Annotated in this window: 25 protein-coding genes; 9 read left to right on the plus strand and 16 right to left on the minus strand. The window is 71.7% G+C overall.

Going from position 1 to position 25,596, the window contains the following annotated elements:
• Positions 1-3: 3 nt before the first annotated feature.
• Genes AB0J69_RS41770 through AB0J69_RS41795 form a run of 6 tightly spaced genes read right to left on the minus strand, consistent with a single transcriptional unit; the run spans position 4 to position 5,484 of the window.
• A complete protein-coding gene (locus AB0J69_RS41770; RefSeq protein WP_364129766.1) occupies positions 4-501 on the minus strand; it encodes a flavin reductase family protein in 498 nt (165 codons plus the stop codon).
• A gap of 13 nt (positions 502-514) precedes the next feature.
• Complete coding sequence (locus AB0J69_RS41775) at positions 515-1,801, minus strand: activator-dependent family glycosyltransferase (protein WP_364129769.1); 1,287 nt, start codon at positions 1,799-1,801, stop codon at positions 515-517.
• 2 nt (positions 1,802-1,803) lie between these two features.
• Entirely contained in the window at positions 1,804-3,090 is a 1,287-nt protein-coding gene (locus AB0J69_RS41780; RefSeq protein ID WP_364129771.1) for a P450-derived glycosyltransferase activator, read from the minus strand.
• On the minus strand, positions 3,087-4,010 hold the full coding sequence (locus AB0J69_RS41785; protein WP_364129774.1) for an alpha/beta fold hydrolase: 924 nt from the start codon (positions 4,008-4,010) through the stop codon (positions 3,087-3,089). Before AB0J69_RS41785 ends, AB0J69_RS41780 begins: the two co-directional genes overlap by 4 nt.
• Positions 4,007-5,047 carry a methyltransferase gene (locus AB0J69_RS41790; protein WP_364129776.1) on the minus strand — a complete coding sequence of 347 codons (1,041 nt, stop codon included), beginning with the start codon at positions 5,045-5,047 and terminating at the stop codon, positions 4,007-4,009. Before AB0J69_RS41790 ends, AB0J69_RS41785 begins: the two co-directional genes overlap by 4 nt.
• Entirely contained in the window at positions 5,047-5,484 is a 438-nt protein-coding gene (locus tag AB0J69_RS41795) for an ester cyclase (RefSeq protein WP_364129779.1), read from the minus strand. Before AB0J69_RS41795 ends, AB0J69_RS41790 begins: the two co-directional genes overlap by 1 nt.
• Positions 5,485-5,605: 121 nt before the next feature.
• Here AB0J69_RS41795 and AB0J69_RS41800 point away from each other — a divergent pair, with 121 nt between their 5' ends.
• Positions 5,606-6,466, plus strand: coding sequence for a methyltransferase domain-containing protein (locus AB0J69_RS41800; RefSeq protein WP_364129781.1), 861 nt, complete (start codon positions 5,606-5,608; stop codon positions 6,464-6,466).
• Here the strand turns inward: AB0J69_RS41800 and AB0J69_RS41805 are convergent.
• Genes AB0J69_RS41805 through AB0J69_RS41825 form a run of 5 tightly spaced genes read right to left on the minus strand, consistent with a single transcriptional unit; the run spans position 6,395 to position 11,293 of the window.
• A complete protein-coding gene (locus AB0J69_RS41805; RefSeq protein ID WP_364129783.1) occupies positions 6,395-7,450 on the minus strand; it encodes an acyltransferase domain-containing protein in 1,056 nt (351 codons plus the stop codon). The genes AB0J69_RS41800 and AB0J69_RS41805 overlap by 72 nt on opposite strands.
• Position 7,451: 1 nt before the next feature.
• Complete coding sequence (locus tag AB0J69_RS41810; RefSeq protein WP_364129786.1) at positions 7,452-8,480, minus strand: ketoacyl-ACP synthase III family protein; 1,029 nt, start codon at positions 8,478-8,480, stop codon at positions 7,452-7,454.
• On the minus strand, positions 8,477-9,670 hold the full coding sequence (locus AB0J69_RS41815; RefSeq protein WP_364129788.1) for a ketosynthase chain-length factor: 1,194 nt from the start codon (positions 9,668-9,670) through the stop codon (positions 8,477-8,479). Before AB0J69_RS41815 ends, AB0J69_RS41810 begins: the two co-directional genes overlap by 4 nt.
• A gap of 4 nt (positions 9,671-9,674) precedes the next feature.
• On the minus strand, positions 9,675-10,979 hold the full coding sequence (locus AB0J69_RS41820; RefSeq protein ID WP_364129791.1) for a beta-ketoacyl-[acyl-carrier-protein] synthase family protein: 1,305 nt from the start codon (positions 10,977-10,979) through the stop codon (positions 9,675-9,677).
• Positions 10,976-11,293, minus strand: a complete 318-nt coding sequence (locus AB0J69_RS41825; RefSeq protein ID WP_364129794.1) for an antibiotic biosynthesis monooxygenase family protein — start codon at positions 11,291-11,293, stop codon at positions 10,976-10,978. The genes AB0J69_RS41820 and AB0J69_RS41825 overlap by 4 nt, the downstream gene beginning before the upstream one ends.
• 135 nt (positions 11,294-11,428) lie before the next feature.
• On the opposite strand from AB0J69_RS41825, the gene AB0J69_RS41830 reads away from it, so the two are divergent.
• Complete coding sequence (locus tag AB0J69_RS41830; protein WP_364129797.1) at positions 11,429-12,211, plus strand: SDR family NAD(P)-dependent oxidoreductase; 783 nt, start codon at positions 11,429-11,431, stop codon at positions 12,209-12,211.
• A gap of 16 nt (positions 12,212-12,227) precedes the next feature.
• Positions 12,228-13,178 carry an aromatase/cyclase gene (locus tag AB0J69_RS41835; protein WP_364129799.1) on the plus strand — a complete coding sequence of 317 codons (951 nt, stop codon included), beginning with the start codon at positions 12,228-12,230 and terminating at the stop codon, positions 13,176-13,178.
• A gap of 93 nt (positions 13,179-13,271) precedes the next feature.
• Here AB0J69_RS41835 and AB0J69_RS41840 read toward each other — a convergent pair whose 3' ends face one another.
• Genes AB0J69_RS41840 through AB0J69_RS41855 form a run of 4 tightly spaced genes read right to left on the minus strand, consistent with a single transcriptional unit; the run spans position 13,272 to position 17,171 of the window.
• The gene (locus AB0J69_RS41840; RefSeq protein ID WP_364129802.1) at positions 13,272-14,015 is read right to left on the minus strand and encodes an SDR family oxidoreductase; all 744 of its coding nucleotides are present in this window, start codon (positions 14,013-14,015) and stop codon (positions 13,272-13,274) included.
• Positions 14,016-14,025: 10 nt separating this feature from the next.
• On the minus strand, positions 14,026-15,309 hold the full coding sequence (locus tag AB0J69_RS41845; RefSeq protein WP_364129805.1) for an activator-dependent family glycosyltransferase: 1,284 nt from the start codon (positions 15,307-15,309) through the stop codon (positions 14,026-14,028).
• A gap of 6 nt (positions 15,310-15,315) precedes the next feature.
• Positions 15,316-16,767, minus strand: coding sequence for an NDP-hexose 2,3-dehydratase family protein (locus AB0J69_RS41850; RefSeq protein ID WP_364129808.1), 1,452 nt, complete (start codon positions 16,765-16,767; stop codon positions 15,316-15,318).
• Positions 16,764-17,171 (minus strand): nuclear transport factor 2 family protein, encoded by a 408-nt coding sequence (locus AB0J69_RS41855; protein WP_364129810.1) that lies wholly within the window; start codon positions 17,169-17,171, stop codon positions 16,764-16,766. Before AB0J69_RS41855 ends, AB0J69_RS41850 begins: the two co-directional genes overlap by 4 nt.
• Before the next feature lie 145 nt (positions 17,172-17,316).
• On the opposite strand from AB0J69_RS41855, the gene AB0J69_RS41860 reads away from it, so the two are divergent.
• The 5 genes from AB0J69_RS41860 to AB0J69_RS41880 are packed head-to-tail and all read left to right on the plus strand — an operon-like array spanning position 17,317 to position 22,666.
• Positions 17,317-17,568 (plus strand): acyl carrier protein, encoded by a 252-nt coding sequence (locus AB0J69_RS41860; protein WP_364129813.1) that lies wholly within the window; start codon positions 17,317-17,319, stop codon positions 17,566-17,568.
• Positions 17,565-18,428 (plus strand): SDR family NAD(P)-dependent oxidoreductase, encoded by an 864-nt coding sequence (locus AB0J69_RS41865; protein WP_364129816.1) that lies wholly within the window; start codon positions 17,565-17,567, stop codon positions 18,426-18,428. Before AB0J69_RS41860 ends, AB0J69_RS41865 begins: the two co-directional genes overlap by 4 nt.
• The gene (locus AB0J69_RS41870; RefSeq protein WP_364129819.1) at positions 18,425-19,186 is read left to right on the plus strand and encodes a VOC family protein; all 762 of its coding nucleotides are present in this window, start codon (positions 18,425-18,427) and stop codon (positions 19,184-19,186) included. Before AB0J69_RS41865 ends, AB0J69_RS41870 begins: the two co-directional genes overlap by 4 nt.
• Entirely contained in the window at positions 19,183-20,370 is a 1,188-nt protein-coding gene (locus AB0J69_RS41875; RefSeq protein ID WP_364129822.1) for a cytochrome P450, read from the plus strand. The genes AB0J69_RS41870 and AB0J69_RS41875 overlap by 4 nt, the downstream gene beginning before the upstream one ends.
• A 31-nt stretch (positions 20,371-20,401) precedes the next feature.
• Positions 20,402-22,666, plus strand: a complete 2,265-nt coding sequence (locus AB0J69_RS41880) for an excinuclease ABC subunit UvrA (protein WP_364129824.1) — start codon at positions 20,402-20,404, stop codon at positions 22,664-22,666.
• 235 nt (positions 22,667-22,901) lie between these two features.
• On the opposite strand, the gene AB0J69_RS41885 is transcribed toward AB0J69_RS41880, so the two are convergent.
• The gene (locus tag AB0J69_RS41885; protein ID WP_364129827.1) at positions 22,902-24,779 is read right to left on the minus strand and encodes an adenylyl cyclase; all 1,878 of its coding nucleotides are present in this window, start codon (positions 24,777-24,779) and stop codon (positions 22,902-22,904) included.
• Positions 24,780-25,066: 287 nt separating this feature from the next.
• Between AB0J69_RS41885 and AB0J69_RS41890 the strand changes: the two genes are divergently transcribed.
• Positions 25,067-25,596: MurR/RpiR family transcriptional regulator (locus tag AB0J69_RS41890; protein ID WP_364129830.1), on the plus strand; the 530-nt coding region annotated here is incomplete at its 3' end.

The raw sequence follows: 25,596 nt of genomic DNA on the forward strand, positions 1-25,596 counted from the left end.
GGTCTACCGGCCGTCCGGGGTGAACTGCCCGAAGCGTCCCTGGTGGTAGAGGAGCGGCTCCCCGCTCTCGGCGATCCGCGTGCCGGTGACCAGGCCGACGACCAGCACGTGGTCGCCGATGTCCGCGGTGGTGTACGGGGAGCAGGTCAGGTGCACGGCCACGCCGTCCAGCAGCGGGGTGCCCAGGTGGTCGGTACGCCAGAGCGTCGGCGGGCCGAAGCGGTCGCCGTTCGCGCCGGCGAAGCGGGCGGCCAGGTCCGCCTGGTCCCCGGCCAGCACGTTGACCGCGAACCGGTCCGCCTTGCGCAGCCACGGCCAGGTGGACGACGACTGGCCGATGTAGAACGACACCAGCGGCGGCCGCAGGCTGACCGAGGAGAACGAGGTGGCGGTCAGCCCGACCGGCACGTCCTCCACCGCCGCGGTGACGACCACCACCCCGGCCGCGTGCCCGGCCAGCGCCCGGCGGAACTGCTCCTCACTCACATGTTCGCCGTTCATCAGCAGCCGTTCATCAGCAAGGGTGCGGGCTCATCCGGGAACGGCGATGCGCCACGGTCAGGTCCTCCAGCGTCGGCACCACCTCGTTCGGCGTGGGGCAGTCGAGCATCTCGTCACGGATGCGGGCCGCGCCGTCCTGGAACGAGCTCTGCCCCAGCAGGTGGGCCAGGCTGTCCCGGACGCTGCACGCCTCGCGGGCCGGGCCGGGCGGCAGGTACATGCCGGCGCCCAGCTTCTCCATCTGCCGGGCGCGGTAGACGTCGTCCCACTGCCAGGCCAGGTTCAGCTGCGGCACGCCGTAGAAGGCCGCGCTCGCCCAGGTGCCCGCGCCCCCGTGGTGCAGCACCGCGGCGCAGTCCGGCAGCGCCACGTGCAGCGGGATGTTGTCCACCACGCGCACGTTGCCGGGCAGCGGGCGCAGGCCGTCGCTCTCCTTCACCGTCGCGATCACCTCGACGTCGAGCTCGGCGACCGACTCCAGCAGCTCGGCCACCGCGTCCAGCCCGGAGAAGCCGGTCGTGCGCGCGGTCATGCCCTGCGTGACGCACACGCGGGGCCGGTCCGGGGCGGACTGCGACCACGGCGGCACCACGGCCGGCAGCGGCCCGTTGTACGGGATGTACCTCATGGGCACCAGCGGCTGGTCCAGATCGAACCGCACGCTGGCGGGCATCTGGTCGATCGTCCACTGCCCGGTGACCACCTCGGGGCTGAACGAGCACCCGAAACGGCCGAGAGTCCAGGTCAGCCACTCTCGGATGGCGTCGTCCCGGCGCTCGGCGGGCTCCGGCGCCAGCAGGTGCAGGAACCGCTGGTACGCCTGCAGGAACAGGTCGGGCCCCCACAGCAGGCGGGCGTGCGCGGCCCCGGTGACGTGTGCCGCGACCGCCCCCGCGAAGGTGAACGGCTCCCAGATCACCAGGTCGGGCTCCCACCAGCGGGCGAAGCCGACCAGGTCGTCGATCATCGAGTCGTTGTTGATCTGGGAGTAGAAGGTGGCCGTGAGCATCGTGGTCGAGGCCTCGAGAAAGGCCAGGTCCAGGAGCTCGGAGCGGCCCTCCAGGTAGTCCGGGTTCTGGTGCAGCGCGAACACGCCGGGGGCGGCCGCCGCCATCACCTGCTCGACCTGATGGTCGCCGCCCACCGGCACGGCGGTGAGCCCCGCGCTGGTGATGCTGTCCGCCAGCCTCGGCTGGCTGGCCACCCGGACCTCGTGCCCGGCGGTACGCAGCGCCCACGCCAGCGGCACCATCCCGTTGAAATGGGCGTCCATGGCGAAGGCCGTGATCAACACACGCATCGTCATCCCCCTGTCGACATCGGCAGCTTCAGCACGGCCTGCACCACGGGCGAGCGCATGCGGCGCAGGAGCGCTCCGTCGGTCCTGAGGCCGGGCAGCCGGGTGGCCACGCCCCGCACCGCCTCGGTCGCGATCAGCCGGGCCAGGGGCGCCACCAGTTCCTCGTACCCGCCGCCGGTCAGCGACAGGTTCAGCGCGTTCTTCCTGGCCGGGTCGAAGCGATCGGGGTCGGGGCCGGCCGAGGGGTCGCGGTTGGCGGCGCCGACCAGGATCACCACGTGGTCGTCGGCGTCGATCTCCTGGCCCGCGATCGCGATCGGCTCCTGGGCGATCCGGCTGACGATGCGCACCGGCGGCGCCCACCGCAACGTCTCCTCGACGGCGTCGGCGGCCAGCCCTGGGTCCTGCCGCAGGGCCGCCCACCGGTCCGGGTGGCCGAGCAGCGCCACGACCGCGCCGGACAGCGTGGCGGTGGCGATCCCGGCCCCCGCCACCAGGTGCAGCAGGCAGACCTGGGTCACGTCGGCCCGGTCGTGGCCGGTCGCCAGCAGGGCGCTGACCGCGTCGTCCCGAGGGCCGGCCGCCCGCTCCTCGACCAGGTCACGCGCCAGCTCGCGGGCGCGGGCGGCGGCCTCCGCCAGCTCGCCGGCCACCGGGAGGCGGGGCGGGCAGAGCACGGAGTCCGGGGCGACGCCGAGCCGGGGCAGCAGCGTGGCCAGTTCGGCGGCCGCCGGGTCCGGGAAGCCCAGTACTGCGGCCAGGGCCGCCGCGACGGCGGGTCCGGCCAGGTCGGTGACCAGGTCGAAGCGGGGGCCGAGCGGGTCGAGCACGGTGGAGAGCGCGCGCCGGACGTCGGCGCGCCAGGAGCCGGCGACGCGGGGACCCAGCACGGGGTCGTTGAGCCGGGCGAGCCTGGCGTACTCGGCCAGCGGCAGCGTGAGCGGCGTGCCGCTCAGCGGGGTGACGTGGCAGGTCCGCCAGGTCTCCCACAGGTTCTCCCGCACGTGGTCCTGGCCCGCGCCCGGGTGGCCGGTGTCCAGCCGGGGCTCGCGCAGCAGCGCGGCGGCCACCTCGGCGTCGGCCGTGACCCAGGGGCCCAGCTCGCTGCGGTACAGCGGGCCGCGCTGCCGGATCTCGTCGCCGATGGCGTCCGTGCCGTCGCCGTCCCCGTGCAGCAGCCGCGCGTAGGGGTCGCCGAGGGCGCCGAGCACGAAATGGAAGCCGCGGATCGTCAGCAGGTGGCGGCCGAGCTCGCTCTCCGAGACGGGTGTCATCGTGGTGGTCGTCATCGTGGTGCTCCTCCCGTGATGACCTGATGGGCAGCTTGGTGGGTGTGCTCGCAGATCGCCGCGGCCAGGGGCAGGTGGACGGCGGAGGCGAGCGCGTGCCCCATCCCCGGCATTTCCCGTACGCGCGCCCCGGGGATCAGCTCGGCGACGTGGCGGGCGTGCGGCGGCGGCGCGGCCGGGTCGTGCACGGCCTGGATCGCCAGCGTGGGCACGGTCACGCCGGCCAGCTCCGCCCCCCGCGAGACCGGCGGCTGGGCGATCAGGTGGTGCGTGATCGGCTCCTGGAACGTGCCCGCGTGCGCGATGGCCCGCAGCTCGCGGCGGCGGAACTCCTCGTCGTCGAACGGCAGGTCCGCGCCGTTGAGCAGCCGCCACTTCTCGACCCTGCGCTCCAGCTCGGCCTCCGGCCCGTCCACCGGCTGCGACATCAGCGCGATCACGTCGAGGAAGCGCTGAGTGGGCGGTGGCAGGCCGTCGGCGGACGGCCGCCCGGCGGTGGCGTGCTCGATGGCGGCGTCGAAGTCGACGTCCAGCGCGCCGCCGAGCATGACGGTGAGGCTGAGCAGCCGCCCGGGATGGTCGAGGGCGAGCAGCTGGCCGATGGTGTGGCCCAGCGACATGCCGACGACGTGCGCGGCGGCGACCTCCCACGCGTCCAGCACGGCGACCGCGTCCAGGACGAGCTCGTCGAACGTGTAGGGATGGCTCGCGAAGTCGACGCGGGACGAGCGGCCGGTGTCGCGGTGGTCGTAGCGGATGACGTGGTGCCCGCGCGCGGCGAGCAGCTCGACGAACTCGTCGGGCCAGGACATCGCCGACAGGTTGCCGCCCGCGACGAGCAGCATGGGCGGGTCGGCGGGGTCGCCGAAGCCCTCGCTCCACAGGGTGACGTCGCCGCTGGTGATCATGCGCGTGCTCATGGGGCCTCCCCGGCAGGAGCGAGAACGAGCAGGGACAGGTCGAAGGGGATGGTGGGGGAGGGCAGCCGGTGCACGGCCTCCACGTCCAGCCCGGCCCGCGCGGCCAGGTCCCACCAGGCGTCGCGGGTGCGCAGCCGGCCTCCGAGGAACACCAGCATCCGCAGGTCGAGCTCGGTGAACAGCTCGTTGCTCGAGCTCTCCTCCAGGTCGTCGCGCTCGTAGACGAGGATCCGGCCGCCCGGCTCCAGCGACTCGGCGCAACGTTCCAGGATGCGTACGGCCTCCTCGTCCGGCCAGTTGAGCAGCACGAACGACAGGATCATCACGTCGGCCGCGCAGGGCAGCGGCTTGAAGAAGTCGGCCTCGACGACCTCGACGCGCTCGGTCAGCCCCTCCGCGGCCAGGTGCTCGCGGGCGGCGGCCGCGGTGCCGGGCAGCTCCACGACGGTGGCCGTGACGTGCGGGGCGAGGCGGGCGATGGCGGTCACGAACCCGCCGGTGCCGCCGCCGACGTCGCACACGTGCCGGACCCCGCTCCAGTCGTAGGCCGCCGCGGGGGCGTCGTAGGCGACGTCCTGGTCGCAGGCCATCAGCGTGTCGAACGACTCGCGCAGGTCGGGCCGGTCCGCCAGGTCGTCGTAGAAGGTCTTGCCATAGAAGTCGGCATAGGTCGGGCGGCCGGTGTGGACGGCGTCGAGCAGCCGGACGAATCCGACGTCGGCCCTGGCCACGATCTGGTTCAGGTCGTGCCAGGCCCGCTGGGCGGCCGGGTGGTCGTCGGCGAGCAGCAGTCCCACCTCGGTCGGGGCCAGCCGGCCCGGCGCGCTCTCCTGGAGCACGCCGATCGCCACCAGGTGGCGGACCAGCCGGGCCAGCGCGTCGGGGTCGGTGCCGGTCCGCTCCGCCAGCTCTCCCGCGCTGGTGGCGCCGGCCCGGATGTGGTCGACCAGGCGCAGCGTGGCCGCCACCCGCACCGCCATCGGGGTGTGCAGACTGCCCAGGCGGATCAGCGTCCTGAGCGCTTCGAGGTCCTTCATCAGGGTCGCCAGCCGCCGTTCTCCGGCCAGGGCTCGCCCAGTTGCCGGTACGTGCCCAGGTAGTCGGGCCAGTCGCGGTGGTCGCGGATCTTGCCGTCGACGATCCGGATCAGGTGGATCTGCTCGCCGGAGAAGCGGCGGCCGGTCGCCGGCATGCCGACGAGGTTGCCGACGTGGCGGCCGTAGAGGACCAGCTTGGCGCGGACCCATTCGCCGTTCTCCTCGTAGCCGACCTCCTCCAGGTGCGCCTCGGGGGAGAAGGCGTACTTCAGCCATTTGACCGCGCCGGCGAACGCCTCCGGGCCGCGCGCGTCCGGGTAGTGCTCCAGGGCGCCGGGGTTGAGATATTCGGGGTGAATGTACTCCGCGACATCGCCGGTTTCACCGGTGTTGTAGGCGTTGACCATGCGGCGGACGGTGGCGATCTGCTGACTCATCACTTACTCCGCTCCAATGGGGAAATCTCTCTTTGATTATTTGCGCCCGGCGTTCGTTCGGACAATGTGACTACACCCGTTCTCAACCGGTTCTCCAGGGCTGCTCGAATACTGGGTATGCGTGGACACATCGACGTACAAACAACAGATCGCAACCGTCTTTCACGCCGCGGCGGCGAAGTACGACAAGATGGGGGTCGAGTTCTTCACCCCCATGGGCCGGCGGCTGGTCGAACTGGCCGCGCCCGCCCCCGGCGAACGCGTGCTCGACGTCGGATGCGGCCGGGGGGCCAGCCTCTTCCCGGCCGCGGAGAAGGTGGGCCCGAGCGGTCACGTGCTGGGCATCGACCTGGCCCCCGCCATGGTCGCCGAGGTGCGCGAGGAGATCGAGACCCGCGCCCTGGGCAATGCCGAGGCGCGGGTGATGGACGGAGAAAGGCCGGAGCTGCCCGCCCGGTCCTTCGACGTCGTGCAGGGCGGCTACAGCATCATTTTCCTGCCGGACGCCCCGGCGGCGCTCTCGCGATATGCCGGGCTAATCGCCGACGGCGGGCGGCTGGCTTTCACCAGCCCCGTCTTCAAAACCGGGGAGTTTCCGTTCCTGCCACCCGAGTTCACCCCGCTCATTTCTCCCGAGCTGCTCCGTCACCTGCCGCCGGAATGGCAGCCGGAATCGCTGGTGCGCCGTTTCAACAGCTGGCTCGAGCATCCGGCGGACCTGGCGGCGACGCTGGAGCGGGCGGGCTTCGACGAAGTCGTCGTGCTGGACGAGCCGGTACGGATGACCGCCGCCACGGCCGAGCAGTGGGTCGACTGGTCGCACACCCAGGGCATGCGGCTGCTGTGGCAGCACCTGCCGGAGCCTCAGGCCGCCGAGCTGCGCGAGCGCCTCATCGCCGGGCTCGACGCGCTACGCCAGGGGAGCGGGCCGCTCGTCATCGACGTGCCGGTCCGCTTCGTCACGGCCCGCCTCACCCGGTAGAGCGGTGAGCGCGGTCGCGAACGCCGCTCTGTCAGCCGCCCTGCCCGCCTCCGGGCCCGCCTCCGGGCCACCCGCCCGGGCGGGCAGCAGCGGCACCACCCTGCCCGGCCCCTTGCGCACGGCCCGGTGCCGCCGCGCGATCGTGCTCAGCCCCTGCCCGGGGCCGGCCTCGACGCAGACCACGCCGTCCTCCGGGGAGCCGGTGGACAGGATCTCGTCGAGCGCCGGCCAGAACCGCACCGGCGCCACCGGGTGCCGGGCCCAGTAGCCGGGATCGGCCGCCAGCTCCAGCGTCATCGGCCGGGCCGCGTACCCGGAGTACAGGGGGATCCGCGGCGCGCCCACCGGCGTGCCGGCGAAGCTCTCCACGGCCGGTGGGACGGTGGCCGCGAGCGAGGGGCTGTGAAAGGCGATCAGCGTGGGCACCGGGGCGCAGGTGAAACCCTCCGCCCGCAGCGCCCGCTCCACCTCGGCCAGCGGTTCGCTGGGCCCGGCCACGATCGTCTGCCGCGGCGCGTTCTCCGCCGCCACCACGACGTCCTCGGTCAGCAGGCCCTCCAGCGCCGCCACCCCGGCCGAGACCGCCAGCATGCCGCCGGGCGGCGAGGCCGCCAGCAGCCGGACCCGCTGGCGTACCAGCGCCACCGCGTCGGCCAGGGTGAAGACCCCGGCGAGCACGGCGGCGGCCATCTCGCCGATGCTGTGTCCCAGCATCACCCAGGGCCGCACCCCGCGCTCCAGCAGGGTCCTGCCGAGCGCGTAGTCGATGGCGAACAGCAGCGGCTGCGAACGGGTGACGTGGTCCAGCGGCACCCGCGGGCGCTCGCTCAGCCAGTCGCGGCGCAACTCGGCGCCCGCCTCGCCGAAGGCCGCGAACACCTCGTCCATCGCGGCGGTGAACCCGGGCTCCTCGCCGTACAGCCCCCACGCCATCCGCGGGTGCTGGGACCCCTGCCCGGGGAACATCAGCAGGACCGCTTCCATGTCAGGACCTCTCCTCCTCCGGCGCCCACGAGGGGCGGCTCAGCATCTCCACGACCGCGCAGGACCAGGTGAAGCCCGCACCGACGCCGGCCAGCAGGCACAGCCGGCCCGGCCGGAGCGCGCCGGTCGACACCAGGTGGTCGAGACCGGCGATCGGGTCCCCCGCGCCCAGATGCCCGACGTGCCTGCTCCACGGCCAGGTGGTGCGCTCGGGCTCGATGCCGAACCCGGTGAAGTAGGCGGCCTTGAGCCGGCGCAGGCCCAGGTGGGGCAGCGCGAACCAGTCGATGTCGGCCAGCTCAGCGCCCGCCGCGTCCAGCGCGCCGTACAGGGCGGCCTCCTGGCCCGCGCGCACCTTCGCGGCCGTCGCCGCGGTGCCGATCTCGCGTACGTAGTTGCGTTTGTGCAGGCCGAGGTCGACGGTGGGCTGCTCGTCCGGCGACGGGTCCCCGTACGGGTCGCCGCCCCTGTGCATGCCCTCCAGCGCGGGGTCGGAGACCGTCGTCAGGCTGCGCAGCCGGGCGAACCCGGCCGAGCGCGACAGCACCAGAGCCGTGCCGCCGTCGGCGTAGACCGTGCCCGGGTCGCTGCGCCAGCGGTCGAAGCCCGGCGGGGTCATCCGGTCGCCGGTCGTGATGAGCGCGCCCGTGCCCGGGTAGCGCCGGACCAGCTCCAGCGCGGCCATCCCGCCGTTGGAGACCTGCCTGACCTCCATCGCGGGGCAGGAGTTGCCGACCGCGACCCGCTGCACGTAGGAGGCCGGCGCCCAGAGGTGGTGCCCCTGGAAGTACAGGCTCGCGTGCAGGACCAGGTCGATGTCGGCCGGGCCCGCCCCGGCCCGGTCGAGCGCGGTACGGGCGGCGCGGGCGGCCATCTCGGGCCCCGTCTCCTTGCCGGCGGTGGCCACCGCGGCCATGCCCGTCGAGGACGCCAGAGCGGCCTCGCACTCGCCCGACGCCAGCGCCTCCCGCACCGGCACGGCGGGCGGCAGCCAGGTCCCGCAGCCGGAGATGTACAGCTCGCCGCTCATGCGCGCACGACCATCGCGCTGTTGAACCCGCCGAACCCTCTGGCCACCACCAGCGCGGCGGTGCCCGAAGCCGGCCGGGGCGCGCCGAGCACGAGGTCGACGGGCAGCTCCGGGTCGACGTCCGTCACGTTCGCGGTCGGCGGCACCACCCCGTCGCGCAGCGCGAGCAGCGCGGTGAGGATGTCCAGCGGCCCGGCCCCCGAGTACAGCCGCCCGGTCAGCGTCTTGGGGGCGGTCACCGGGACCCCGCGCGGCCCGAACACCGCCGCCAGCGCCTCCGCCTCCGCCACGTCGAGCTCGGGCACGGCGGCGGCGTCGGCGATCACCATCGCCACGTCGGCCGGCGCCACGTCCGCGTCGCTCAGGGCCGTCTCGATGGCCCTGACCAGGGTGGACGGGCGTCCCGAGCCCGGCGGGGGGTCGAAGCTGGCGCCGTACCCGGCGATCCGGCCGTACCCGCGCCGGCCCTGCCCGTCCGCCTCTTCCAGGGTGAACATCGCGCCGCCCTCGCCGGGGACATGGCCACGCGCGCGGCGATCGAACGGGAGGTAGGCCGTGGCCGGGTCGGAGCCCGTGCTCAACCGGCCGGAGCGCACCTGGGCGGCCAGGCCGTACGGGCAGAGGGAGGAGTCCATGCCGCCGGTCACCATCAGCCGCGCGCCCGCGACGACCTTGCGCCGGGCGTGCGCGACCGCGTCCAGGCCACCCGCCTGCTCCGTCACGAGCACGCCGACGGGCCCGCGCAGGCCGTGCCTGATCGAGATCTGGCCGGTGTTGACCGCGTAGAACCAGGCGAACGACATGTACGCGCTGACGTGGTCGGGCCCCTCGCTCCACAGGTGCTGCAGCTCGCGCTGGCCGAAGTCGAAGCCGCCCGAGGCGCTGGCGGTGATCACCCCCATGTCCAGCGGCGCGTCCGGTTCGACCCCGGACTCCTCGATCGCCCGGCCGGCGGCGAACAGCGCGTACCGCGTCATGGGGTCCGTCTGCGGCAGCAGCCGACCGGGCAGGTGCTCCTTGGCCACGAACGCATCCACCTGCCCGCTCAGCGGCGCGGGTGAGGCGACCGGGCCGGTCGCGGTCGTGGGCCGGATCCCGCTGCGGCCGTTCAGCACGGCCGTCCAGTAGTCGCCGGGGCTGAGCCCGTTGGGGGCGACCACTCCCGCCCCCGTCACCATCACGTCGGTCATCGGCTCACCCCTCGAACTCGCGCAGCACCATGGCGCTCTGGAAACCGCCGAACCCGCTGCCCACGGTCAGCGCCGTGCCGACCGGCTGCTCCCGCGCGGTCACCGGCACGTAGTCCAGGTCCAGCTCGGGGTCGGGCTCGCGCAGGTTCGCGGTGGGCGGGATCGCGTCATGGGCCACGGCCAGCGCGTTGGCCGCCACCTCCAGCGAGCCGATCCCGCCCAGGGAATGGCCGATCATGGACTTGATCGAGCTGATCGGCACCCGGTAGGCGTCCGCGCCGAGCGCCCGCTTGAACGCGGCGGTCTCGTGGCGGTCGTTCTGCTTGGTGGCCGTGCCGTGCGCGTTGACGTAGGAGATCTCGGACGGGTCGCAGCGGGCCTCGTCCAGCGCCGCGGTGATCGCCGCGGCCATCTCCGCGCCGTCGGGCCGCAGGCCGGTCATGTGGTACGCGTTGCTGCGCGAGGCGTACCCGGCGATCTCGGCGTAGACGCGTGCCCCCCGCCGCCGGGCCGACCCGGCCTCCTCCAGCACGAGGATCGCGCCGCCCTCGCCCAGCACGAACCCGTTGCGGGTGCGGTCGAAGGGCCGCGAGGCGGTGGCCGGGTCGTCGTTGTAGCTGGAGGTGGCCTTGATCGCGTCGAAGCAGGCGACGGTGATGGGCGCGATCGGCGCGTCGGTGCCGCCCGAGATCATCACGTCCACCGTGCCCTCGCGGATCAGCTCGGCCGCGTAGCCGACCGCGTCGATGCCCGAGGTGCACCCCGCCGACACGATCGACACCGGCCCCTCCGCGCCGGCGGCCCAGGCCAGCTCGGCCGCCATGGAGCTGGGCACGAAATAGTCGTAGAGGTGGCTGGAGGCCCGGGTGTGGTCGACCTCCCAGGTCGCGCCGCCGCCGCTGATGGCCACGTACTCGGACTCCAGCTTCTGCGTGCAGCCGACAGCGCTGCCGAGGGCGACCCCGGCCCGGTGCGCGGCGGCCTCGTCGATGCGCAGCCCCGCGTCGGCCACCGCCTCGCGGCAGCCGACCACGGCGAACTGGGCCGCCCGGTCCAGCCGGTCGGCGTCCTGCGCGGACAGCCCGGCCAGCTCGGGGTCGAAGTCGCACTCGGCGGCGATCTGGGAACGGAACGGCGACGGGTCGAACGTGCTGATCGTCCGGGTGGCGGTGGCGCCGGACAGCAGGAAGTCCCAGAACGGCTTGACCCCGATGCCTCCCGGGGCGACCACGCCGAGCCCCGTGATCACCACGCGCCTCCCCGCGCCGGCTCCCTTCGTCCCGGCCCCGTTCCCGCCGGCCCTGCTCATGCCGGCTCCGTGACGGCGGTGCGCGTCTGGCGCGTCTCGTACAGGGCGGGCTCGCTGGTGGCCAGCTCGCGCAGCGCGGCGGCGTGCGGCCCGAAGCCGGGATGCGCCACCGCGGCCCGGAACGCCTGCGCGTCCCGCCAGGCCGCCACGTTCACGTAGCGGCCGTCCTGGTCCGATTCGAGGGGCCGCAGCAGCATGTGCCACAGAAAGCCCGGTTGTGCGGCCATGAACTCCGACGTGGCGGCGAACACGCGCTCGAACTCCTCCGCCGGCGCATGCAGCAGGAACCTGTTCACGAAAGTGACGTGTGGCATTCGTGCTCCTCGGTCGACAGCGTTGTCCGTTCAGCACGACGCTGCGCCACGTCTCTTGGGGCGCGCTCGAACTCAGGTCGTCCACCGCCATTCGAGCGGGCGGTGCGACTCTGACGCCGACCGAAGGGAGAACTCATGTCCGACCAAGGCCCCCACGCGCTGGTCACCGGCGGTACCAGCGGCATCGGTCTGGCCATCGTCCGCGCCCTCGGAGGTGACGGCGCCCGGGTGTTCCTCTGCGCGCGGGATGCCGACGCGGTCGCGCTGACCGTCAAGCAACTGCGCGAGTCCGGGATGGACGTCGACGGGACCGCGTGCGACGTACGCGACCCCGCCGCGATCGAGGAGCTGGTCCGCGCGGCGCGCGACCGCTACGGCCCGATCGACATCCTGGTCAACAACGCCGGCCGCGGCGGCGGCGGAGTCACCGCCGAGATCGCCGACGAGCTGTGGCTCGACGTCATCGAGACCAACCTCAACGGCGCCTTCCGGGTGACCAGGGCGGCGCTCACCACCGGCGGCATGCTGGAGCACGGGCGGGGGCGCATCGTCAACATCGCCTCGACGGGGGGCAAGCAGGGGGTCGTGCTGGCCGCGCCGTACTCGGCGTCCAAGCACGGGATCGTCGGCCTGACCAAGGCGCTGGGGCTGGAGCTGGCCAAGACGAACATCACGGTCAACGCCGTCTGCCCCGGCTACGTCGAGACGCCGATGGCACAGGGGGTGCGCCAGCGGTACGCGGCCTTCTGGGGGACCACGGAGGAGGAGGTGCTCGCCCGGTTCGAGAACAAGATCCCGCTCGGCCGCTACTCCACACCCGAGGAGGTCGCCGGGATGGTGCGCTACCTGGTCTCGGACACGGCCGCGTCGATCACCGCGCAGGCGATCAACGTCTGCGGCGGACTAGGGAACTACTGAGAGACCGGAGAGACCCATGGCGACGTCAGCCATCCACGAGACCGAACATCAGATCACCGTCTCCGCCGAGCCGGCGGCGGTGTACGCGGTGCTCGCCGACGCGGGCACGTGGCCGGCCGTCTTCCCGCCCACCGTGCACGTCGAGCTGCTCTCGCACGACGACCACGAGGAACGCATCCGCATCTGGGCGACCGCCAACGGCAAGCCGAAGGGCTGGACGTCCCGGCGGGAGTTCGACCGCGAAAGGCTGCGCATCCGCTTCCGCCAGGAGAAGTCGTCGCACCCCGTGGCAGCGATGGGCGGCGAATGGATCGTCGAGCCCGACGGCCGCGGGAGCACGCGGGTACGGCTGACGCACGACTTCCGCGCCGCCGACGACGACCGCGCGTCGGTGAGGTGGATCACCAACGCGGTCAACCGCAACAGCGAGGCCGAGCTGGCCGCCCTGCGCCGCGCCGTGGAGAGCCCCGGTGACCGGCTCATGACCTTCGAGGACTCCGTGACCGTGCGGGGATCGGCGGCCGGCGTCTACGAGTTCCTCCACCGCGCCGACCTGTGGCACGAGCGGCTGACCCACGTGGCCGGGATCACGGTGACCGAGGAGACGCCCAACCTGCAGCTCATGGAGATGGAGACGCGTTCGCGCGACGGGTCGACGCACACCACGACCTCGGTGCGGGTGTGCTTCCCCGACCACCTCATCGTCTACAAGCAGCTGCGCACCCCGCCCCTGCTGTCGCTGCACACCGGCCGGTGGACGGTGCGGCCGGACGGCGACAGCACCGTGGTGACCTCGGCGCACACGGTGGGCATCGCCGCCGACCGGGTCACCGACGTGCTCGGCGCGCAGGGAACCGTGGCGCAGGCCCGCGACCTGGCGCGCAAGGCGCTGAGCGGTAACAGCATGCTGACGCTGAACGCGGCCAAGGACTACGCCGAGAGCCGCGTCGGTGCGAGCCCACGCTGACGATCACGTGACCGCCGGCGTGGGCTCGCCGGCGGTCACGTGTCTGTCGGTCATGTGACGGACGTCATGTGACGGACGTCATGTGACGGACGGTCATGTGACGGACAGGGCGCCGTCGACGGCGAGGACGGCGCCACTGGCGTACGCGGCCTCGGGGGAGGCGAGCTGGGTGATCCACCAGGCGACCTCCTCCGGCGTGCCGATCCGGCCGGTGGGCACCCGCGAGCGCATGCCGTCCAGGAAGGCGGCGTAGGCGGCCTCGGGCATCCCCGCCCGTACCCCGGCGGCGGTGTCGATCACGCCGGGCGCCACCCCGACCACGCGGATCCCGCGGGGGCCGAGCTCCACGGCCCACGACCTGGTCAGCAGGTCGAGCCCGGCCTTGGTGGCGCCGTACACCGCGTTGTCCGGCCAGGAGCGCAGCCCGAGGGCGCCGGCCGAGCCGATGTTGACCACCACCCCCCGGGCCGCGGTCAGCGGGCCGAGCAGCGCCTGGGTGAGCAGGATCGGCGCGACGAGGTTCGTGGCGACCTGCGCCTCGACCTGCGCCCGGCCGAGGCTGCCGAGCCCGCCGAAGATCCCGATCCCGGCGTTGTTGACCAGCACGTCGACCCGGCCGAAGCGCTCCATGGCCGCCGCGGCGACGCTCTCGGGGGCGCCGTCCGCGGTCAGGTCGGCCTCCAGCGGGTGAACGGTGTCGTACGGGGCGGCGGTCTCCTTGAGCGCGCCGGCGTCGCGGCCGACGATCAGGACGCCGCAGCCCTGCTCGGCGAAGGCGTGCGCGGTGGCGCGGCCGATGCCCGACCCACCACCGGTGACGATCACGGTCCGGTCCATCGATCTCTCCTCATCCTCTTCGCAACGCGGTCAGCCGTTCCAGTACCGGCACGATGTCGTTCGGGCTGGGCGTGCCCACGATCTCCGTCCGCATCCGCGCGGCTCCGGCCGTGTAGGCGGGATCGTCCAGCAGCGTGGTGATCCGCTCGCGCAGATGGTCGGGGGAGAGCTTCTCCTGGTCCTGGATGACCAGGCCGGCCCCGCTGGCGGTCAGCGCCAGCGACTTCTCCTTGGAGTCCCACATCAGGTCGGGCACGACCAGCTGCGGCACGCCGTGCGCCAGCGCGGTCATGAAGGTGCCCGAGCCGCCGTGGTGGATGATCCCGGCGCATGACGGCAGGAGCGCGTTGAGCGGGACGAAGTCGACCGCGCGCACGTTCTGCGGCATCGTGCCCAGCCGCTCCCGCAACTCCGCGGGGAGCGCGGCGACGACCTCCACGTCCAGCCCGTCCACCGCGGCCATCAGGTCGCCCGCGGCCACGGTCCCGCCGTCCTCGACCTCGCCGAGCGAGACCCCCAGGGTCAGGCAGACCCTTCTGGGGTACGGGGGCTCCTCGCGCAGCCAGCCGGGCAGGGCGGAGCGCCCGTTGTAGGGCACGTACCGCACGTTCACGTAGTGCAGGCCGAGCGGCGCCCGCATGGAGGCCGGGGTCGGGTCGATCGTCCACTGGCCGCACACGAGCTCCTCGTCCCACTCGTCGAGGCGTACGCCCTGGCGGGCCAGCGACCAGACCAGCCACTCGGCCAGCGGGTCGTCCCGCAGCTCGGGGGGCCGCTCGTCCAGCAGCGCGCGGAAGGCCAGCCGGTTACGGGCCATCTGGTCGGGGCCGAACAGCAGCCGCGCGTGCGCCGCGCCGACCGCCTTGGCCGCGACCGGTCCCGCCAGCGTCAGCGGATCCCAGACGACCAGGTCGGGCCGCCAGTCGCGGGCCAGCCGGACGAGGTCGTCGACCATCTGCTCGGAGCAGACGTTCTGGAAGACGAAGGCGGTCATCGCGCTGAACATGCCCAGCCCGCGTTCCCACGGGAAGGGATCGTGCCTGGAGTTGCTCATCGCCAGCCCGCCCAGGTTGCGGTCACCGGCGAAGCTGGAGGTGGCCTGCTGCGTCTCGGGCTCCAGGTCGAGCTGCGGGCCGACGGCCACGGCGGTCAAGCCGGCGGCCGTGATCGTGTCGATCAGGTCGGGCTGGCTGGCCACGATCACCTCGTGGCCGGCCGTGCTCAGGGCCGAGGCCACGGTGACCTGGGCGTAGAAGTGGGAGGGTGCGGCGAACGTGGTGAACAGGACGCGCATCAGGACTCACCTTCTGACCTTGGCGGCGACGGACGGCGCGGACAGGCTCTGCAGGCAGGCCACCAGGCTGCGGGCCTGGACGTTCAGGTAGTTGCTGTGTTTCAGCAGGTCGACCAGCTGGTGCAGGGGCATCCAGCGGTAGTCGGCGTCGTCGTCCACGTCCGCCTCGACGATCACGTACGTGTTGATCGCGTTGAGGAAGCGCCCGCCCTCCTCCGACAGCGCCACCGAGTAGCGCACCTGCTCGGCGGGGGCGTTCAGCACCACGTCCAGATACCGCGGCCGGGCCTGCGGCGGCAGCACGCGCAGGTTCTCCGGGGTGCACTGCACGGTGGGCGCGAGCTCCACCACGTTGACGTAGCCGGGCTCGACCCTGGCGTGCACCAGCGCGTGCAGCACCCCGTCGATGCGGCGGACGACGAAGGCCACGATCCCGTTGCCGCACGGCTCGATCATCGGCTGGCTCCAGCCGGTCACCTCGCGGGACCCGGTGGTCACGTCGACGCCGATCACGTCGAAGAACAGCCCGCTCTCGTGCGAGATCCGGCCCCCGGCCCGGTGCCAGTGCGGCATCCCGGCCAGCGGCACGACCTTGGCGCGCACCTCCGACTGCGCCCGGATGCCGGTGATCCAGCTGAGGATCTCCGGCATCGCGTGCAGGCTGCCCTCCGCGCCGCTGCACGAGCGCGTCAGCGCGAGGTGGAAGTCGTCCTCGGGGGCGTCGCTCAGCGGGTGCCGGTCGAGGCCGGTGAACGGCAGGCACGACAGCACCGTGCGCGCGTCCATGTTGATCAGGTTCTCCACGCCGAGCAGCTGGTGCAGCTGGCCGAAGGTGAGCCAGCGGAAGTTCTCGCCCACCGGCACGTCCTCGTCGACCTCCACGATCATGTTGCGGTTGCACTTCTGGTAGAACCAGGCCCCCTGCTCCGACTGCAGCACGTCGGCCAGCACCCGGTGGCGGGCGCAGTCGCGGAAGTAGTCGAGGTAGGGGACGGCCTTGCCCCGGTGCACCCGCTGGAAGTTGCTCCGCGTGGCCTGGACCGTGGGCGACAGCTGCAGCCCGTTGGCGTTGCCCGGCTCGAACTTGGCCTGCATCAGGCAGTGCAGCACCCCGTCGAACTCCTTGACCAGGATGCCGAGGATGCCGATCTCGGGCTGCACGATGATCGGCTGGCTCCAGTGCGGCACGGGCGCGCCGGGAATGGTCACGTCGATGCCCGTGACGCGGAAGAACTTGCCGCTGTGGTGGCCGTAGTCGCCCGTACCCGGGTCGCGGCTCCAGCCCGGCAGCTCGTCGAGGGAGGCCCGTTCCACGTGGTGGGTGGTCTGCGCGGACCGCTCGGTGAACCAGGCCCAGAACTCCGCCGGCCAGTCGTCGGCCAGCATGGACCGGACGATGCGCTCCGTCAGCCGGCCGTCCGGCCGCGACCGGATCGAGTAACCCAGGTTCAGGCTCATGCCGGGTCGATCCCGTCCCGGGTGACCCGCCGGTGCTTGACGCGCCAGCCGTCCGCCGAGCCGACCAGCAGGTCGGTGCAGACGGTGCTGCGCCGCGGCACCACGTCGCCCCCGGCGGTGATCTCCAGCACCAGCGCGTAGCTGCGTGCCCTCAGCCCCTCGGGGTGCGGGTCCACGGCCAGCATGCCGATCCAGTGCCTGCGGGTGATGTCGGCGTCGGCGAACTCCTTGGCCGTCTTGCGTGCGGCCTCGGCGATGTTGTCCGCCCCGCGGACCACCATGTCGCCGACCTCGAAGACGCCGTCGGCGGCGAACGTGCCGGCCCACTCGTCGGTGGCCCCGGAGTCCAGCAGCTGCATCTGGCGCGCGTAGAACTGCTGCGCCTCTTCATAGTGCGCATTCATGCGGCCACGATCGCCATTCCGGCTAGAGGGGCGCCTGACTTGTGATGGTCCATTGCCGTTCGAGCGTGATTGCACGGCCAGCGGCGAAGCTGAGCGCGGGCGGACCAAGAGGTCCGGGCATCGCCGACGAAGAAGAGGCAGGAAAATGGCTCAGTTCAGCCTCGAGGACCTGAAGCAGATCATGCGTCAGGTCGCGGGTGACGACGACGACATCGAGCTGACGGACGACTTCGAGACCACGACGTTCGAGGACCTCGGCTTCGACTCGCTGGCCGTCTTCGAGACCATGCACCGCGTCGAGCGCGCCTGCGGGGTCAAGCTGCCGGAGGACGAGCTCGCCGAGATCACCACCCCGAAGGAGTTCCTGGGCTTCGTCAACGAGATGGAACGGACGTGACCGGGCCTGAGCCGGCCGCTCGCACGGAGCCCGGGTTCACCGGTCACACGGTGGTCGTCACCGGCGCCACCTCGGGGATCGGGCGGGCGGCCGCGCTGGAGTTCGGCCGGCGCGGTGCGACCGTGGTCGCGGTCGGACGCGATCCTGAGCGGCTGGGGTCGGTGGTGAGCGAGCTGACCGAGGTCTCCGCCGCCCCGCCGTACGGCATCCGCGCCGACTTCGCCCGCCTGGACGACGTCCGCGAGCTCGGCGCCCGGCTGTGCGAGCGCTTCGAGCACATCGACGTGCTGGCGAGCAACGCGGGCGGCATGTTCCGGTCGAGGATCACGACCCCCGACGGCTTCGAGACCACCATCCAGACCAACCACCTGGCGGGCTTCCTGCTGGCGTGCTCGCTGCGCGACCGGCTGGCCGGCGGGCGGCTGATCCTGACGTCGTCGGGCGCGTACACCGAGGGCAGGCTCGACCCCGGCGACCTCAACGCCGAACGGGCCCCGTTCAGCTCGGGCCGCGCCTACGGCACCTCCAAGCAGGCCAACATCCTGTTCGCCGCGGAGGCCGCCAGGAGGTGGCCGGACGTGCTGCCGGTCAGCTTCCATCCCGGCCAGGTCCGCACGCTGGTGGGCCGGGGCACCATCGCCTCCTGGTACTTCCGCTACAACCCGTTCCTGCGCAGCCCCGAGCGGGGCGCCGACACGCTGCTCTGGCTGGCCACCGCGCCGGAGGACCGGATCGAGCGCGGCGCCTACTACTTCGACCGGCGGCCGGCCCCGATCGAGGGGCCGACGGCCGAACCCGACCTGGCCGCGCGGCTGTGGGACGCCAGCGCCGCGGCAATCAGCGAAAGGGAATCATTGTGAGCAGATACGCCCCCGGCTCGCCGTCCTGGTTCGACCTCGGCTCGCCGGACGTGGCCGCCTCCGTGACCTTCTACACGCAGCTGTTCGGCTGGACGGCGACCGAGGTCAGCGAACCGGAGGCCGGCGGCTACACGACCTTCCACCACGACGGCAAGCTGGTCGCCGCGGTGGCCTACCACCAGATCGACACGCCCTACCACCGGCCCTACGGCCCCGACGGCCAGCACGGCATGCCGGCCATCTGGACGGTCTACTTCACCACCGACGACGCCGACGCCCTCACCGAGCGGGTGACGCTGGCCGGCGGGGAGATCATCATGACCCCGATGGAGGTCATGGGCCTGGGCCGGATGGCGGTCTACGCCGACCCTGCGCAGGCGGCCTTCGCCGTGTGGCAGCCGCTGAAGATGGACGGCGCCGAGGAGATGGGCGGGCCGGGCTCCGTACGCCGGGTCGAGCTGGTCACCACCGACCCGACCAGGTCCGCCGCCTTCTACCGCGACACGCTCGGCCTGACGGCCGTCTCCGGGGACTGGCAGGTCGACGGCCGGACCGTGGGCGGCACCCGCGAGCTGGGCGTCACGGGCGCGGTGCGCCCGCACTGGGCGGTCACGTTCGGGGTGAGCGAGGTCGAGCAGACGGTACGCCGGGCCGTCGAGCTGGGCGGCAGCGTGGAGAACCCGCCGGCCGACACCCCGCTGGGCCGCCGGGCGGACCTGCTCGACCCGCACGGCGCCGGATTCTCGGTGCTGTCATGAACAGCAAGCTCGCAGTCGAGGTGAACCCCTTCGAATGCCCGATGCAGTCGATGCGGGACAAGCCGCGGGTCCACGACGAGCTGCGCGCGGGCGGCCGGCTGGTGCGGGCCCAGGCGCCCGCGGGCGGCCCGGCCTGGGTGATCACCGACTACACGCTGGCCAAGGCGGTGCTGGCGGACCCGAGGATGGTCAAGGATCCCGCGCTGGCGCCGGAGTCCTGGCACGGGGTGGACGACGGCCTGGACTGCCCGGTCCCGGAGCTGCGCCCGTACACGATCATCGCGGTCGACGGCGACGACCACCGGCGGCTGCGCCGGATCCACGCGCCCGCGTTCAACCCGCGCCGGCTGTCCGCCGCGGAGGGCCGCGTCGCCACCATCGCCCGCAACCTGTTCACCGAGCTGGCCGAGGAGTCCGAGGCCAAGGGCGAGCCCGCCGAGCTGATCAACGGCTTCGCCTACAGCTTCCCGCTGCTGGTCATCTGCAACCTGCTCGGCGTCTCGGTCACCGACCCCGTCACGGCCAGAAAGGCCGTCAGCGCGATGAAGGCCATGGCGCTGGGCACCGCGGACGAGGCCGAGGACGACACATCCTCGCTGGAGGAGCTGCTGGCCGAGGCCGTGCGGGGCGCGATGGAGGGCACCGCCGACAGCATGACCAGGGTGCTCTACGAGCGCGCCCGGGCGGAGTTCGGCGAGGTGTCGGCCGACCACCTGATCTACATGATCATGGGGTTGATCTTCGCCGGGCACGACACGACCGGGTCGTTCCTCGGGTTCCTGCTGGCCGAGACGCTCGCCGGGCACCTCGCTCCCGGCGCCGACCCGGCGGAGTTCGTGGAGACGATGCTCAGGGAGCACCCGCCCGTTCCCTACACGTTGTGGCGCTTCGCCGCGGAGGAGGTGGTGATCGACGGGGTACGGTTGCCCAAGGGCGCGCCCGTGCTCGTGGACATCGAGGGCATCAACACCGAGCTGCGGGACAAGCGGCTGACCTTCGGCGACGGCGCCCACTACTGCATCGGGGAGCAGTTGGCGCAGTTGGAGTCGAGAGTCATGATTTCGGTGTTGCGTACGGACTTTCCCGAGGCGCGGCTGGCCGTACCTTTCGAGAAGTTGCGCTGGGGGCGGAAGGGATCGCAAACCGCCCGGCTGACCGAGCTTCCCGCCTGGTTGCGGCCATGAATTGACCGCAATGTCTTCTAGCGTGGATGGTATGCAACCGAAATTCATCACGATCGCCGGAGCGCGCGAAAATAACCTGAAGAACGTCTCGATCGAGGTGCCGAAACATCAGATAACGGTTTTCACCGGCGTGTCCGGATCCGGGAAATCGTCACTGGTGTTCGACACCATCGCGGCCGAATCGCAGCGGCAGCTGAACGAGACGTTCACCGCCTTCGTCCGCAACCGGCTGCCCCGATACGGTCAGCCGGACGCGGACGTCATCGAGGGCCTGTCGACGGCCATCATCATCAACCAGAAGCGCATCGGCGGGAACTCCCGCTCCACCGTCGGCACCATCACCGACCTGTACGCGCTGCTCAGACTGCTCTTCTCCCGCGCGGGCGAGCCGCACGTCGGCTACTCCAACGCCTTCTCCTTCAACGACCCGGCCGGCATGTGCCTCGACTGCGAGGGCCTGGGCCGGCGCATGCAGCTCGACCTGGACAAGCTCCTGGACAAGTCGCGCTCGCTCAACGAGGGAGCCATCGACCACCCGGCCTTCGCCGTGGGCGGCTGGTTCTGGAAGCTGTACGCCAACGCCGGCCTGTTCGACAACGACAAGAAGCTCGGCGACTACAGCCGCGAGGAGTGGGACGCGCTGCTCCACGGCGCCGACAGCTCCATCGCCCTCGACTGGCAGGGCGGGCAGATCAACTCCAAGTACGAAGGTCTGCTGGAGAAGTTCGACCGGCTCTACCTGCGCAAGAACCCCGACGAGATGAGCGCCAAGAACCGCAGGGCGCTCGAACGCGTGGTCTCGATCTCGGTCTGCCGCACCTGCGAGGGCCAGCGGCTGAACAAGGAGGTGCTGGCCTGCAAGATCAACGGCCGCAACATCGCCGAGTTCGCCGCCCTGGAGGCTGACGACCTGATCGAGGCCGTCAGGGAGATCACCTCCCCGCACGTGAGCACCGTCGTGCAGAACCTGCTCGAACGGCTCGGCCACCTCGTCGACCTCGGACTCGACTACCTCACCCTCAACCGCGAGACCTCCACCCTGTCCGGCGGCGAGTCGCAGCGGATCAAGATGATCCGCCACCTCAACAGCTCCCTCGTCGAGGTCGCCTACATCTTCGACGAGCCCACCATCGGCCTGCACCCCCAAGACGTGCGCCGGCTCACCACGCTGATGCGGCACCTGCGCGACAAGGGCAACACGGTGCTGGTGGTCGAGCACGACCGCGACGTCATCGAGGTCGCCGACCACGTCGTCGACCTCGGCCCGCGCGCGGGCAAGCACGGCGGCGAGATCGTGTACGAGGGCGACGTCAAGGGGCTCTACGCCGCCGACACGCTGACCGGCGACTGCATGCGGCGGAAACTGGGGCTCAAGCCGGAGTTCCGCCGGCCGACCGGCCACCTCCAGGTGACCGACGCCTCGCTGCACAACCTCAAGAACATCACCGTCAAGATCCCGACCGAGGTCCTCACGGTGGTGACCGGGGTCGCCGGGTCCGGCAAGAGCACCCTCATCCACCAGGTCTTCCGCGCCCAGCACCCGTCCGCGGTGATCGTCGACCAGTCCGCGGTCACCACCAACCGGCGTTCCAACCCGGCCACCTACACCGGCATCATGGACGAGATCCGCCGCCAGTTCGCCAAGGAGAACGGCGTCAGCGCCTCGCTGTTCAGCTTCAACTCGGCCGGGGCCTGCCCCAACTGCCAGGGCGAGGGCATCATCTACACCGACCTGGCCTTCATGGACCCGATGATCACCGTGTGCGAGGTGTGCTCGGGCAAGCGGTTCACCGAGAAGGTGCTGGAGTACACCCTGCGCGGCCGCAACATCAGCGACGTGCTGACCATGAGCGCCGCCGAGGCGGCCGACTTCTTCACCGAACCGAAGATCGGCAAGAAGCTGCGGTCGGTGGTGGACGTCGGGCTCGGCTACCTCCAGCTCGGGCAGCCGCTGAACACGCTGTCCGGTGGCGAGTGCCAGCGCATCAAGCTGGCCACCGAGCTCGGCAAGACGGGCACCGTCTACGTCCTGGACGAGCCCACCACCGGGCTGCACATGTCCGACATCAACAGCCTCCTGAACATCATCAACACGCTGGTGGACCACGGGAACTCGGTGATCGTCATCGAGCACAACCTCGACGTGGTGAAGAACGCCGACTGGATCATCGACCTCGGCCCGCGCGGCGGCCGGTCGGGCGGCGAGATCATGTTCGAAGGCACCCCGCGCGAGCTGCTGGCCGCCCGCAACTCCCTGACCGCGGAGTCCCTGCGCGACTCCCTCCCGGAGGGCTGATCAGCCCGGCCGAGGAGCGGCGGGCTCAGCCGGCGGACGAGCTCGACGGCGTCCGCCCGGCAGAGCGACCCCCGGTCCCTGGCCCTGCTGTACGGGAAGAGGCGGCGAACGCGCCGGCACGAGGGCGAGAGCGGCGAACAGCAACAGCGGTCTTCGCCCCATGCCCCATCGTGTCGCGCCGCCCCCTCGATCGCCGGACGAGACGGACGGCGATGCCGTCCCGCCCTGATGCCTTCTACGGGGCCGGATAGTCCGTGACGTACACCGGCGCGCCCACCTTGGTCATGTCGGCCGCATCCCCCACGCCGTTGACGACGTGATCGATGGTTCCCGCGCTCAGGTTGACCGTCATGATGTGGTGCAGGCGGACGCCCGGGGTCTGCGGCACCTCGAACCCGTTCTCCGTGTGGATCTCCGGATTGTTCTGGTTGAACACGTACACCCCACCTCCGTAGAGGCGGTGCGTCTTCACCCGGTTGCCGACCTTGTAGCCGGCCCAGCCCTCCACGTCGCCGTTCATCCAGTCGGCCTGCGTCGGCGGGTCGTAGGGCAGCTCGTTCTGGTAGAGGATCGTGGTGCCGTCGTCGCCGTTCCAGACCGTGTTGTACTGCTGGAAGTGCTCGACGAACAGGCCGGTCGCGGTCACGTGGTCGCCGTTGATGACGGCGCCGTTGCGGCCGGTGTTGGTGTTCCAGCGCTGGGTGTCGGTGAAGCCCTCGACGCCGTGGTCGGCGCGCCACACCCACGCGTGGTCGATGAGCACGTGGTCGCTGTTGACCTCCAGCGCGACGTCGGTCTTGCCGACGTGCGGGCCGCCGACCCGGAAGTAGACGTCGGACAGGGTGGTCGGGTTGTCCGCCGAGCTCCGGCGCTCCCCGTGCTTCTTGCCCACCCGCAGCAGGACCGGCGACTTCGTGAGGCCCGCGTCGATGGTCACGCCGGCGATGACGACGCCGGGCACGTCCGCGACGTCGAGCGGGGTCGAACCGTGCACGGCGGTCAGCGTGGCATGCCCGAGGCCGAGGACGACCGTGTTCGGGCGCTTGATCTCGATGCTCCGCGCGATGTCGTACACGCCGGGCGTGAGCAGCAGGTGCTTGCCGCGCGCGAGCTGGCTGTTGATGACCTGCACCGGGTCCGACGGCCTGGCGACGAAGAAGTCGCCGATCGGCAGCGTACGGCCCGGCGTCATGCCGCCGGCCCACGTGATGCCCCGGGTGCCCTTCTGGGCGGCGGGCACGCGGACGTTGAGCCTGCCCCGCGCGTCGGCGTACAGGTAGGGCTTCTCCCGGCTGACGGGAGTGGTGTCGAGCGTCGTGTACGGCGGGTTCGGGAACGCGGCCTCGTCCGGTGCGCCGACGACGCCCGCGAAGACCTGGTTCCACACGCCGTTCGACCAGCCGGCGACCTCGCTGTTGCGGGTCAGCCACTGCTGCTGCGACCCGTTCGTGACGGACGGCAGCCTGGAGTCGGCGATGAAGCCGCCGCTGGCGTACTGGGGGCCGGCGGTGCAGTAGTCCATCAGCGACAGGTTGCCGCCGCTGATGTCGAGCCGGCGCAGGGACACCGCCTGGGAGACGGCCCAGAAGTTCGCCGACGCCCGGCAGCCGTCCTGCCCGGCCGCGTTGACGTTGATCGACAGGTTGGACAGGGTGCGCCAGAAGTTGACCAGCGCGAGGCAGTTGCCGGTGCCGCCGTCCGCCAGGCAGCGGTTGTAGACCTCGACCTTGCCGTTGATGACGACGTCGGTGGGGGAGGCGCCCAGGCCGGCGATCTCGGTGTAGTAGCCGACCTTGATCTGCAGCGGCTGCTCGGCGGTGCCGTACGTGCCGGGCTTGAACAGGTAGGCGTGCCGCGTGCTGCCCATCTCGTCGTCGACCTGGGCGGTGTGCGCCGCGTCGAGGGTCGCCTGGATCTGGCCGACCGGCATGCCGGGATCGAAGACGGTGACGTTCGGACCGAGATCCGGAGCGCCCGCGCCGCCGGGGCCGCCGAAAGGCGGTGTGGCGGCGCCTGCGGCCGGCCCCGCCGACAAGACGGCGGTCGCCAGCACGAGACCGAGCGTGACCGCCCGGCCGAGGCGCGGGCGGCGACCGGGAGGCTGGGTCGTCATACGGTTGTTCCTTTCGCTGCGGCCGCAACTCCGAGAGAGCGCTCTCTCGGTACGCCGAGCTTCTGTCGAGGTCCGAAAAATGGGGTCGGCTGTTTCTACCGCGTTACCCGGCCGGATCACAAGACGTGGGCGTTCGAAAGGGCGCGGCGAAACATTCTCCATCTATGCGGCGGAAAACGAGCACCCCGCTTCACGTCAAGAACATGTTGTGACGTTATGATTTCCATTAGGCCTCAAATATGCATCATTGCTACGATCCATGCGAACAATGGATAATTTTTGGCTGCGTGAACCTGGTGGCGAATGACGGGGAAGCGGGTCGGCCAGTGGAGGGCATCATCGCCAGACTGCATGAACTGGCCCCTTCGATGCCCGTTGCCCAGCGGACCGTCGCCGCGCGCGTGCTCGCCGACCCCGATGCGGTGGCGCGCATGACCATTGTCGATCTTGCCGATCAGTGCGGGGTGTCCACCGGCAGCATCACCCGCTTGTGCCGGGTGCTGGGGCTGGGCGGATACGCCGAGATGCGGATCGCGCTGGCCTCCGACAGCGGCCGGATCAAGGCCGAGCCGTGGAGCTCGAGGATGGGCGCCGATGTGCGGGAGGGCGACGGCATCCCGCGCATCGCCGAGGTCGTCTCCGGCGCCATCAGGCAGGCGGTGAGCGACACGCTGGGCGGCCTCGACCTCGACGTCGTCGAGCAGGCGGCGCTGGCGGTGGCCGGAGCCCCTCGGGTGTGGGTGTTCGGCATCGGCGGCAGCGGCACGGTTGCCTCGGAGCTCCAGCAGCGGCTGCACTTGATCGGCAGCCCGGCATG

This window comes from Nonomuraea sp. NPDC049709, assembly GCF_040674815.1.
GTDB lineage: Bacteria > Actinomycetota > Actinomycetes > Streptosporangiales > Streptosporangiaceae > Nonomuraea.